Raw genomic sequence first — 10,227 nt, forward strand, 5'->3', positions numbered from 1 at the left:
CCGCCGGCGCGGAACCCAGGGCCCGCCCGGCCGCGTGACCGGCGCCGGCGGCCCATCGTGACCGTCGCCTCCCTGACGACGCTCGCCCTCCTGCTGCTGAGCAACGGCCTCCGCGTGGACGACCCCCGGCGCCGTCCCACCGCGTCGTTCCGCACGCCGGTCCCCCGCCCGCGCCTGACCGCCACGCTCCCCGCCGGCGGCGGCGAGGTGTTCGGTGTGACGTTCAGCCCCGACGGGCGCACTCTCGCGGCGGCCGGCCAGGACCATGCCGTACGGCTGTGGAACACCGCCGCCGGCCGCCCGTCCGCCGCTCCCTCCGCCACGCTGTCCGTTCACGGGCGCCCCATCTCCACCGCCGTGTTCAGCCCGGACGGCCGTACGCTCGCGACCGGCGGCGACGACGGCAGGGTCGTCCTCTGGAACACCGGCACCCATCGGGCGTTCGCGACGCTCGACACCCACACCCGAGGCACCGGCACGCTCGGCTTCAGCCCCGACGGCACCGTCCTGGCGACCTCCGGCGACACCGTGCGCCTGTGGGACGTCGGCACCCGGCGCGCGATCCGGTCGCTGCCGGACTCCGGGGAGAGCCTGCTGAGCGCGGTCTTCGCCCCGCGCGGGCGGATCCTGGCCACGGCGGGCAGCCGGGCCGTACGCCTCTGGGACGTCTCGGCGCGGCCACGGCCCACGACGGTCGCCAAGCTGACCTCGCTCGTCGGCGGGATGGCGTTCAGCCCCGACGGACGGACGCTCGCCACGGGCGGCGACGACCGCACCGTACGCCTGTGGGACGTGCGCGGGCGCCGGCTGACGGCCACCGTGCCCCGGTTCGCGGGCCGGGTGAACGCCGTGGGGTTCAGCCCGGACGGCCGCACCCTGGCCTGCGCGAGCGACGAGACCGTGCTGCTGTGGAACGTCCGGAGCGGCACCGCCGCCGCCCGGCTGGACGCACGCACCCGTACGGTCGAGGCGATCGCCTTCAGCCCGGACGGCCGCACCCTCGCGACGGCCGGCGACGACGGCGCCGTACGCCTGTGGGACCTCGGCTGAGACGACGGGCTGAAAACGCCGGTGAAGCCGCCTACGGGCAGCCCCCGCAGTGTCGTCAACATGCTGTTATGGGCGCTTTTATGGCGGGTCAACGCTCCGTTCATGACCGCCCGGCTAGCGTCTAACGCGCCCGCCCCTAAAGCCGACATTTCGCCCTGGGGGCGCGGTATGCGCACAGCCTAAGGAGAACTGAATACCGATGTCCGAGGAGACTCAGCCGCAGGGCTCGCCGTTCACTCGACGCCGCCTTCTGGGGGCGGCCGCCGCCGGGGCGACCGGGATGGCGGCGACGGTGTTGCCGCCCAACATCCGAAAGGCGCTGGCCTCGCCCCCGCCGAGCAAGAAGCCGTCGTCGCGCGATATCGAGCACGTGGTACTGCTCATGCAGGAGAACCGCAGCTTCGACCAGTACTTCGGGACCATGTCGGGCGTGGCGGGCTTCTCGGACCCCCACGCGATCCGGCTGGACACGGGCCGGAGCGTGTTCTACCAGCCCACGGACATCAACCGCGACGGTTATCTGCTTCCGTGGCACATGGACAGCCGTACGACATCGGCACAGCTGATCCCGAGCCCCGGCGACTACTCATGGCAGGTGTCGCATGCGGCATGGAACGCGGGAAAGATCGACTCATGGATGCCGGCCAATGCCGCGTACGCCCAGACGGGCGCCGACATTTCGCTGGTCATGGGGTATTACGAGGAGCAGGATCTGCCGTTTCACCGGGCACTGGCCGACGCGTTCACGATCTGCGACCGCTACCACTGCTCGATGCTGTCCTCGACCACGCCCAACCGGGTCATGTGGGAGACCGGCACCATCGATCCCAACGGCGAGAACGGCGGCCCCGTCCTCATCAACAACATGAACGTGAACACGTGGCCGACCTATGCCGAGAACCTCACCGACGCCGGGGTGAGCTGGAAGTTCTACTGGGTCGAGGGCGGCATGCGCAGCCAGACGTCGTACTGGAGGAACTTCCGGGAGGCCCCTGCCTCCTCGCCACTTCACATCAACTCCCAGGTGTGCCAGATCGGCCAGTTCGAATACGACGCGCTCCACGATCGGCTGCCGACCGTGAGCTGGCTGTTCCCCGGAGCCGGCCAGGACGAGCACCCGAACACGAGCACCCCGGCGGCCGGGGCACAGTTCATCGCGAGCGCGATCGACGCGATCGCCGCGAACCCCGACGTGTGGGCCAAGACCGTGTTCATCCTGGTCTGGGACGAGCACGGCGGCGGGTTCGACCACGTCCCACCGCCGATCCCGCCGGCCGGCACTCCCGATGAGTTCGTGACCAAGACCTCTCCGGGGGGCGTCAACGGGGGTGGTCTCCCCATCGGTGCGGGCTTCCGCGTGCCCTGCGTCATCGTCTCGCCGTGGACGGCCGGCGGCTGGGTGTGCAGCGAGCCCTTCGACCACACCTCCAACCTGCGGTTCCTGGAGAAGGTGACCGGCGTGGAATGCTCGAACATCAGCGCCTGGCGCAGGAGGACCTTCGGCGACCTCACCTCGGCCTTCCGCTTCCGCGGCAGACCGGCGGCCCCGCCGACGATGCCCGACACGACCGCGGCGCTGAACCTGTCGAGGTACGAGGTGGCGAACCTGCCCAAGCCGACGGCCCCCGCCGACCAGACCCCACCCAGACAGGCCCCGGGCCGACGCCCGACCACCCCCTGACGGCCGTCGATTCAGTACGTAACGAGATGTCCCTCCCCGCCCCTCCTGTGTTCTGGTCGATCACGGCGAGGGGCCTGCCGGCTCCGAGCGCAGGTCGGTGCCTGGACGCGTCCCTCTCAGCCGTGGACATGAATGAGCATTTGGCGACCAGAGCTCATGGAGGATCAGTGCGCCGGGAGGAGTTGGACTATGCCCACCCACGGAAAATCGTCCGTCCTGTGAAACGCTCGAATGTTCCAGCGTCCCGCTGACACAGGAATCCGGGCCTGCTCTGGCAGACCTCCACTGCCCGGGTATTCCACATCGGGGTCAGCTCCGGCCTCGGCGGAGTCCATGAGAACCGCCGCGCCGTCGGTCTCCCAGATTCCGCAGTCCTCCCACTCTCCGGAGGGTTCGTTCAGGACGGCCTCGGCCGCTTCGAGGAGTTCAGCGTCGGAGTCCGCGGCGAGCCGGCGCAAGAAGATGTTGTGCTCGGGCAGATAGCACGTCGTGGCAGGCTCGTCGGCCAGCACCAGTGCGCATGCACCAGCACCGACGCTGATCACCCCGGCCCATCCCTCCACCTCGCAGGCGCGGTCGTAGTCGTCAGGCGTATCGGTGCCACCCACGATCACCCCGTCTTCCGTGCAGCCGCCCCACTGATCAAGCGCGGAGGCCGGAACAACGATCAACGGGCCGCCCATCGACTGCACCCAATCCAGATCGGAACGGACACGGCTGGTGCCGCTGCGAGATCCACTCATGCGAGCAGTGTGCCCTTGCCCACGGACAGCGCCCGACCGGTCCCATTCCGCACGGACGAATACCCGAACCCACCGACGAGCTTGATCTTGTTAGCGGCTTCCAGCAGCTTGTAGTCGTCGATCTGGGAGAGGTCGTCGCGAGTCTTGAGGTTCTTGCGGCGGGCGGGGTCGGTCTCGGCGAGGTCGAAGAAGTAGTCGACGTCGAAGGCGGCGACGTGGTCCCGCAACCGGTTGATCGTCTCGTTCCAGAGGTAGTTCAGCGCGGCGTCGAACAGCCCGACCGAGCCCGCCGTGATCATCTTGCCGATGTAGGGCGCGTCCGCCCGCTCCTCGGCGGTGAGTTCCTCGATGACGTCGGGAGTGTTCCTGAGGAGGGTCTCACGCTGCTTGGCCAGCTACCGGCCAGGTGGCGGGCAGCGCAGTATCACTGCCGTGGTCCTCGTTTTTCAACTGGCCGTCGGAGCCTCGGCTTCGGCCTGCCGGGCGCGCCGCTGTGCGCGTACGCCAGTGCCAGACCTGTCCGGGGCGGACCAGTCCGGCTCGTCCCCGGGGTCCTTCGTCACCACCTTGGTCACGTGCAGCCCGGCAGCCCGGCCCCGGGTGTGCTGACTCGTATCACACGTCAGCAACCGGACGTCGCGCCCGGCCAGGCCCTGGATGGCCACCGTCCGGTCGATGATCTCGACATCGGGGCGGTCCAAGCGCACGTGGCCGGGGGGATCGAGGACGATCTCCAGGTTGACCCTGCCGCGAGTCTCGCCGTCCTGAACGGTGTGCTCCCCCTCATGCAGGACCCCGTGGGTGCCGCCATTGAGAACCTCGTCGAGGAGACCAAGCGTGTGGGCGGCACGCCAGCGGGCACGCTGCTTGCTGGCGTCTTTGAGGTCGTCCAGCTCGTCGACCACCACGATCGGGAACAGCAGGCGCACGAACTGCCAGCGCGGCAGGTCGAGCACCTCGTGCAGGTCGACGTCGGCCAGCTTCACCTCATTCTGGATGTAGAAGCTGGAGTCGGCCACAACGAACACCTCCCGCTGGCTCCACCGGCCGATCCGCGTCTCCAACGCGGCCACGGCCGCCTCGAACGCCTCAATCCGTTCGGCGACCTCAAGTTGCACAAGGCCGTTCACAAGGCGCTGCTGGGCGGTCCCGGCGAGCGTGCCGCAGCTGCCCAGCAGCAACCGGTAGCGGTCGGTGAACACGAGCTGGTCGAGGTCCCGATCGCTGATCTGGGGACGCAGCGTCCGCGCGGATTCCGTGGCCCACTCCAGATACGTCAGCAGCCCCTCGAAAGCGCTGCCGTACGGCCGCTGCAGGTTCATCGCCGTGGTGTGGACGCCGTTGAGGGCCTGACGGATGTTCTTCCGACCTGCACCGGGGCGCGGTGTGATGAGCATGCGGTGATCCTGCCACGACACACTCCTGGCAACTCTGTACGCCGGACGGTAGGCCGGAACGCGATCACCTCCGGCATGTGGGACAACCAGAACAAGCCAATGGCGGCGGTCGTAGGTGAGCGGCATCTGTCACCGCGGCAACGACCCGAACCGCTCGGTCCGCCACGGAACGGCCGCTCAGTCATGAGCACCCGCGACGGTCTACCGGAAGCAGCTCCGGCCGGTGTTGGTCGAGGGCGCCTTCCAGGACCGGTCTCGGCGGGCGACGCGACGGAGTGAGACAGCACGAAGGGGCGCCCGTACGGACGCCCCTTCGTGGGTTGGTCACTCAGCGATCATCGATGATGATCGCTGACACCCTGTGATCTCGGTCGGGACGGCGGGATTCGAACCCACGACCCTTTGACCCCCAGTCAAATGCGCTACCAAGCTGCGCTACGTCCCGAGAACGCGTTAAAAGGCTAGCACAGCGTGGCGGATGATCTGGCCCGCGCAGCCTCGGCCGGGAGGCCGTGTGAGCGGCCCTCAGGCGAAGGTCAGACCGTCGAGCCAGGACTGCCAGGCGTGCTCGGCCTCCTTCTGCCCGACCTTGTCGGTGAACAGGTGGTGGCCGAGGACGATGACGTTGCCGCGGTCGACGCCGGAGTGGATGAAGCGGTACATCGCGTCATCGGTACGGATGCCGAGGAAGTCGGGCAGGCCCGCGTAGTCGATCACTCCGTCGATCGACGGAAGGCCCTCGACGGTCAGCGCCGCCCGGTCGCCCTCCCCGGGCTCGCCGGTCAGGCCCAGTTCCCTCGTCAGGACCGCCCAGAGGCGCTCCGGCGCCGGGCCCTGCGGACGTACCGCGAAGACGGGCGTGGCCACGCGGCCGCGGAAGTAGGCGAGGTACTCGGCCAGCTTGGCGAGGTACATGTCCCAGCCGGTCCTCATCGCCTCGTACTCGGTCTCCCAGTCGTCGCCGAGGAAACCGCTGTGCACCAGCCGCAGCACCGCGCCGCCCCCGTCACGGCCCTCGATGAGGTACTCGAAGGCCATGAAGGTGCCGTCGGGGTTCTCCGGCGTGCGATAGGCCAGCCGCTCCCCCGGCTCCCAGGAGGTCACGGTGGACTCCTCGGTGTGCCCGCCGAGCGTCAGGGCGCCCCTTCCGCCCACGCGGGGTTCCAGCTCGTTGCGGCCCATGTACCAGGAGTCGATGCCGGGACCGGTCGCGATGGCGTCCCAGACCTCCTCGGGGGTGGCGTCCAGCTCGATCTCTTTACGGACCTCGAACTCGTGCGTCATCGTCGTTTCCTCCTCTGTGGCGTCGGTCAGCCGTTCGGAGCGGCGGCCCCGCCGGTGCTCGGGTGCACGGCGACGACCACGCGGTGCTCGCGCCCGCCCTCGGCCGTCGCGTCGTGGTACTTGGAGACCAGGGCGGCCACGGCGCCCGCCAGCTCCTCGGCGAAGGCGGACCGGTCGGCCGCCGAGGCGAACCTGACCTCGCCGTCGATCGCGAACGTCGCCACGCGCCTGCGGGCCTTGGCCGCACCGGTGATCAGCTCGCCGACGTCGCGTACGAGACGGGCGGCGACGGCGAGCAGCCAGCGTGCGGAGAGCTGGTCGGGCGAGCGCGCGGGGTCGGGCTCCACGGCGGCGAGCGCGGCCGGCGAGATCACGTACGACACGGCGGTCGCCCGCATCAGCCGCTCGTTGACGTTGCCCTTGCGACGCTCCTCGACCAGCTCGACCAGGCCGTGTCGTTCGAGCGTCTTGAGGTGGTAGTTCACCTTCTGCCGCGGCAGGCCGACCTTGGCGGCCAGCATCGTCGCGGACGCGGGCTCGGCCAGCTCGGCCAGCAGCCGGGCGCGGATGGGGTCGAGCGAGACCTCGGCCGCGGCCGGGTCCTCGATCACTGCCACTTCGAACATGCCGGAAGCCTCGCACCGACAAACTTTCTTGTCAAGCACTCTGGGTTTGTCGGCGGGCGACGGCCGGAGGCCGCACGCGGGACTCCGGCGCACCCGCCCGAAGGGCACCTGACCTGCAATTCCGTCCGACCGAAAACACAACGAGTGGCTCCGACTGCTTGTCAGGACCACTCGTTTCGGTCGCACACAGAAAGGACGGAATAGTGAAAAATTCCACTACTTCACCTATCGCCGATCCCGATCTATCGTGCGATACTGCCCGATAAGCACAGTTTGTAGACACCGTGACCACTGTCCGTAGCCGTCGTCCATGAATCGTTGTCGCACCTCAGCGCCGCCTCCACCTGGCCGGTTACCCTCAACCGGCGTTTCGGCCCGAAGCGGCGCCTGCGGGTACGTCCGTCGCCGATCTGGAGTAGGGGACGCCAGTAGTGTCTGCTGTCGTTGAATCACGCCTGCCGCGAAACGCCCGGACCTTCCGGCTCTACCGCAGCCTCCCCCGCCTTCTGAAAGACCCGATCGGCGAGATCGAACAGATCGGCCGGCTGGCCGACGGCGACCTCGTGCGCATCGACTTCGGAGTCTTCCGCGCCCACGTGGCGAGCCATCCCGACCACGTCCAGCGCATCCTGCGCGACGAGTCGGACAACTTCCTCCGCGACGGCACGTTCTGGCGGCCGCTGCACCGCCTGTTCGGCGACAGCATCCTGGGCGAGGGTCCCGACTGGGAGCTCAGCCGCCACAGCCTGCAACCCGTGCTGACTCACCGGCACCTGAACGTGGTCGCCGACCGGATCGCCGGCTCCATCGACCAGTCGATCGAGAAACTCACCCGTACGGCCGAGGCCGGACGGCCGATCGACGCCAGGGCCGAACTCGGCACCATCATCAACACGGCCGTGCTGAAGGTCTTCTTCGGCGACAAGATCTCCGACGCCGACAACCAGCGGCTCCTGCCGGCCTTCGAGAACATCGCGACGGCGATCGCGTTCCGGTTCCTGCTGCCCTTCCTGCCCGAGTCGATGCCGGTGCCGGGGGACCGCGCGTTCAAGAAGGGCGTCGAGGAGATGGACAGCGTGCTGTTCTCGGTGATCGAGAAGTACCGCCGGCGGCCCGACGACGGGACCGACTTCTTCTCCGCCCTGTGCCAGACGCGTACCGCCGAGGGCGGGGAGGTCACCGACCGGTGGGTGCGCGACAACCTCGTGGCCATGTTCGCCACCGCGACCGAGACCACCGTCAGCGCGCTCACCTGGCTGTGGCCGCTGCTCGACGCCCACCCCGAGGTGGCCGGTCGCCTGTACGAGGAGGTCGACCGGGTCGTCGGCCGGGACCGCGTCGGCCCGCGGCACCTGCCCGGGCTCGACTACACCAAGCAGGTCGTGCAGGAGCTGCTGCGGCTGTACCCGGTCGGCTGGCTGTTCCCGCGCCGCGCCGTGGCGCCCGCGGAGTTCGACGGGGTCCGGGTGAAGGCCGGCGACACTCTGCTGATCTCCCCGTTCCTCACGCATCGGCTGAAGGCGTTCTGGCCGCGTCCGCTGGAGTTCGACCCGGAGCGGTTCACCCCCGGCCGCGTCACCGCGGAGTCCCGCCGGCATCGCTACTCGTATTTCCCCTTCGGCGGGGGCCCGCACCAGTGCATCGGCATGCACATCTTCAACCTGGAGGCGGAACTCATCGTCGCCGGCCTGCTGAGCCGGTTCCGGCCGGTCCTCGCCGGCCGGGTCCCCGAGACGCCCCGGATCGGCGCCACGCTCCGACCCCGAGAAGACGTCGAGCTCTTCCTCCGAGCCGTCTGAGACCGCTCCCCGCCCCGGCGCGGGGCGTTCGGCCACAGGTCTCGGGTAACCGATCCTCACACACAGGAGAGATGGGATGGCCTATTCCGTCGCCCGGCGCGACGAGTCGGACGGTCTACTGGGCGTCGCCGCGGAGCGGGGAAAAGTGTGCGCGCTCGCCATGGACTGCCTCCGCGATCTGCAAAAGTGCGCAGCGGAGTACCCGGCCCTGTTCCCCACCAAGCCGTTCGGCCCGACGGTCTTCAGCGGCGTCGCGCTCGCCAACGCGTTCGGCTCGCCGGGCGCGACGGCGGCCCGGATCCGGGTCGCGGCGCGTACCGCCCTGTGGGCGTTCGCCGTGGACTGGCTCATGGACTACGTCGCGACCTCGCGCGATGAGATCGACGCCATCGTGACGGGATGCGAGGCCGTGGGGGACGGCGCGCCACCCGACCCGGACGCCCCGGTCCAGGCGTTCCTCGCCGCACTGCGCGACGATCTGGCCCGCCGGCCCGGCTGGGCGGCGCAGTATCCGATCTGGCGCGAGCACCTCCGGCGGTATCTGCTCGCCAACGCGCGGGAGTGGGACTGGAAGACGGCTCGCGCCGCCGGTGACACGGCGGCCCTCCCCGACCTGGAGGGCTACCTCGCGAACGCCGACAACTTCGGTTCGTCGCTGGTCAACGTCTCGCACTGGATCGACAACGGAGCCGTGAGCACGGCCGGCGAGCTGGAGCGGCTCGCGGAGGCCAGCGCGGAGGTGCAGCGCACCCTGCGCCTGCTCAACGACCTGGCCACGTACGAGCGGGACATGACCTGGGGAGACCTGAACAGCCTGATGCTCGGCCTCACCCCCGACGACGTCCGCCGGCGGATCGCCGCTTCGGTGGCCCGCTGCGAAGAGCTGATCGAGCCGCTGGCGGCCGGCTTCCCCGAGGAGGCCGACTATCTGATCCGGCAGATCGGACACAGCTCCGGCTACTACGGGTCGACGGACTACTGGGGGAGCCTGTGACCGGCATCCGGTGGGCGACCGGTACGGACGCGGACCTGAAGGCCGAGGTGGAGGAACTGGTGGCCGGGCTCGTCGCGGAGCCGTGGGGTCAGGTCTCCCCCTCCGTGTACGAGACCGGACGGCTCGTGGCTCTCAGCCCGTGGCTCGCCGGGCACGACCGGCGCGTCGACTACCTCCTGCGGGCCCAGCGGCCGGACGGCGGGTGGGGCTCTCCGGAGCCCGGCTACGCGCTCGTGCCGACCCTGAGCGCGACCGACGCCCTCCTGGCGATCCTCCGCCCCGACGCCGTCGGGGTCGAGGCCGTCGGCGCCGCCGCCGGGCTGCGGATGCTGTTTCGATGGCTGCGCGGACCCGCCGCGCTGACCAGGGCCGACCTGCCGGACCTGCCGGCCATCGAGCTGATCGTGCCGTCCCTCATCCGGTCCATCAACCGGCATCTGGACGCGCTGGGCGACACACCGCCCTGCGAGGCCTGGTGGCCGGGCGGCGAACGCCTGGCCCCACCGGCGGGCGTCGACGGCGCGCTGCTCGACGTCATCAGCGACCGGCTCGGCGCGGGCGGGGACCTGCCGCAGAAGCTGCTGCACGCCCTGGAGGTCGTCCCCGACGCCGTCCGCGGTCACCGGGCGATCCGCCCGGAGGCGACCGGCACG

Annotated in this window: 9 protein-coding genes, 1 tRNA gene and 1 pseudogene; 5 read left to right on the forward strand and 6 right to left on the reverse strand. The window is 69.8% G+C overall.

The genetic code is table 11. From position 1 onward, the window contains the following. Together ACFFNX_RS31460 and ACFFNX_RS31465 are read left to right on the forward strand one after the other, a co-directional pair. Positions 1–1,050, forward strand: a 1,050-nt coding sequence (locus ACFFNX_RS31460) for a WD40 repeat domain-containing protein (RefSeq protein WP_378209506.1), incomplete at its 5' end; no start/stop codon positions are given. Positions 1,051–1,249: 199 nt separating this feature from the next. Further along, the gene (locus ACFFNX_RS31465; protein WP_378209507.1) at positions 1,250–2,731 is read left to right on the forward strand and encodes an alkaline phosphatase family protein; all 1,482 of its coding nucleotides are present in this window, start codon (positions 1,250–1,252) and stop codon (positions 2,729–2,731) included. Between the two features lie 164 nt (positions 2,732–2,895). Here the strand turns inward: ACFFNX_RS31465 and ACFFNX_RS31470 are convergent, their stop codons facing one another. The 6 genes from ACFFNX_RS31470 to ACFFNX_RS31495 form a co-directional block, all read right to left on the reverse strand. After that, positions 2,896–3,474, reverse strand: coding sequence for an Imm21 family immunity protein (locus ACFFNX_RS31470; protein ID WP_378209508.1), 579 nt, complete (start codon positions 3,472–3,474; stop codon positions 2,896–2,898). Further along, on the reverse strand, positions 3,471–3,773 hold the full coding sequence (locus ACFFNX_RS31475; protein ID WP_378209509.1) for a hypothetical protein: 303 nt from the start codon (positions 3,771–3,773) through the stop codon (positions 3,471–3,473). The genes ACFFNX_RS31470 and ACFFNX_RS31475 overlap by 4 nt, the downstream gene beginning before the upstream one ends. Positions 3,774–3,920: 147 nt before the next feature. Then, positions 3,921–4,997: a PIN domain-containing protein gene (locus tag ACFFNX_RS31480; RefSeq protein WP_378209510.1), complete on the reverse strand. Its 1,077-nt coding sequence runs from the start codon at positions 4,995–4,997 to the stop codon at positions 3,921–3,923. A 245-nt stretch (positions 4,998–5,242) separates the two neighbouring features. Next, positions 5,243–5,316 (reverse strand) — tRNA-Pro (locus ACFFNX_RS31485). Positions 5,317–5,396: 80 nt separating this feature from the next. Beyond that, the gene (locus tag ACFFNX_RS31490) at positions 5,397–6,155 is read right to left on the reverse strand and encodes an SRPBCC family protein (protein WP_378209511.1); all 759 of its coding nucleotides are present in this window, start codon (positions 6,153–6,155) and stop codon (positions 5,397–5,399) included. A 26-nt stretch (positions 6,156–6,181) separates the two neighbouring features. Further along, complete coding sequence (locus ACFFNX_RS31495) at positions 6,182–6,781, reverse strand: ArsR/SmtB family transcription factor (protein WP_378209512.1); 600 nt, start codon at positions 6,779–6,781, stop codon at positions 6,182–6,184. Positions 6,782–7,212: 431 nt separating this feature from the next. Here ACFFNX_RS31495 and ACFFNX_RS31500 point away from each other — a divergent pair, with 431 nt between their 5' ends. From ACFFNX_RS31500 to ACFFNX_RS31510, 3 genes and pseudogenes are all read left to right on the forward strand, one after another. Beyond that, positions 7,213–8,580, forward strand: coding sequence for a cytochrome P450 (locus ACFFNX_RS31500; protein ID WP_378209513.1), 1,368 nt, complete (start codon positions 7,213–7,215; stop codon positions 8,578–8,580). A 76-nt stretch (positions 8,581–8,656) separates the two neighbouring features. Beyond that, positions 8,657–9,574, forward strand: a complete 918-nt coding sequence (locus tag ACFFNX_RS31505) for a terpene synthase family protein (protein WP_378209514.1) — start codon at positions 8,657–8,659, stop codon at positions 9,572–9,574. Further along, positions 9,571–10,227: pseudogene (locus tag ACFFNX_RS31510) on the forward strand (prenyltransferase/squalene oxidase repeat-containing protein); the annotation flags it as partial. The gene ACFFNX_RS31505 and the pseudogene ACFFNX_RS31510, both read left to right, overlap by 4 nt.

The organism is Actinoallomurus acaciae (assembly GCF_042429965.1).
In the GTDB taxonomy this organism is placed as follows: Bacteria; Actinomycetota; Actinomycetes; order Streptosporangiales; family Streptosporangiaceae; genus Actinoallomurus; species Actinoallomurus acaciae.

Bases quoted from the DNA above. Each gene is read 5' to 3' on its own strand.
- ACFFNX_RS31490 (WP_378209511.1), bottom strand. From the start codon at position 6,155: ATGACGCACGAGTTCGAGGTCCGTAAAGAGATCGAGCTGGACGCCACC.
- ACFFNX_RS31470 (WP_378209508.1), bottom strand. From the start codon at position 3,474: ATGAGTGGATCTCGCAGCGGCACCAGCCGTGTCCGTTCCGATCTGGAT.
- ACFFNX_RS31505 (WP_378209514.1), top strand. From the start codon at position 8,657: ATGGCCTATTCCGTCGCCCGGCGCGACGAGTCGGACGGTCTACTGGGC.
- ACFFNX_RS31495 (WP_378209512.1), bottom strand. From the start codon at position 6,781: ATGTTCGAAGTGGCAGTGATCGAGGACCCGGCCGCGGCCGAGGTCTCG.
- ACFFNX_RS31480 (WP_378209510.1), bottom strand. From the start codon at position 4,997: ATGCCGCTCACCTACGACCGCCGCCATTGGCTTGTTCTGGTTGTCCCA.
- ACFFNX_RS31465 (WP_378209507.1), top strand. From the start codon at position 1,250: ATGTCCGAGGAGACTCAGCCGCAGGGCTCGCCGTTCACTCGACGCCGC.
- ACFFNX_RS31475 (WP_378209509.1), bottom strand. From the start codon at position 3,773: ATGATCACGGCGGGCTCGGTCGGGCTGTTCGACGCCGCGCTGAACTAC.